At 72.2% G+C, this 453-nt stretch carries 1 pseudogene; it reads left to right on the top strand.

Annotated features, from left to right (window positions below):
• Positions 1-78 precede the first annotated feature (78 nt).
• Positions 79-264, top strand: a pseudogene (locus RCF13_RS15905) (hypothetical protein); the annotation flags it as partial.
• Positions 265-453: the final 189 nt, after the last annotated feature.

Genomic DNA, 453 nt, shown 5'->3' with positions numbered 1-453 from the left:
TCCGCGCATCCTGCGCTGGCGTCACGACAAGCGCGCCGACCAGGCCGACCGGCTCGATACCCTGAAGGCCCTGGCGCGATGAGCGCCGCGCGGCGGGACGGCCCCTTGCTGGCGTGGTTCGCGGCGCGCGGCTGGAAGCCCGCCGCGTTCCAGCGCGAAACCTGGCGGCGTTATCTGGCCGGCGAATCCGGCCTGCTGCATACGCCCACCGGCAGCGGCAAGACGCTGGCCGCATTCGGCGGCCCGCTGCTGGAGGCGCTGGCCGATCCGGCGCCGGCGCGCGCGGCGGCGGCCAGCACCTGGCTGAGTTCGTCGAACGATTGCTGGCGGGTCATGCGCAGGTTGGCGCGTTTATGCGTCTCGCTGCAAGACATGACCAGGTTCATCTCGTCGACGCCGGCCTCCAGCGCCCGCTCCAGGCCGCGGATGTTCGGCACCAGCGCCGCATAGATC

It is taken from the genome of Stenotrophomonas maltophilia group sp. RNC7, assembly GCF_030910085.1.
Taxonomy (GTDB): Bacteria; Pseudomonadota; Gammaproteobacteria; order Xanthomonadales; family Xanthomonadaceae; genus Stenotrophomonas; species Stenotrophomonas sepilia.
Note: the sequence above shows the minus strand (reverse complement) of the source record. Positions and strands in the feature narration are given on the sequence as shown.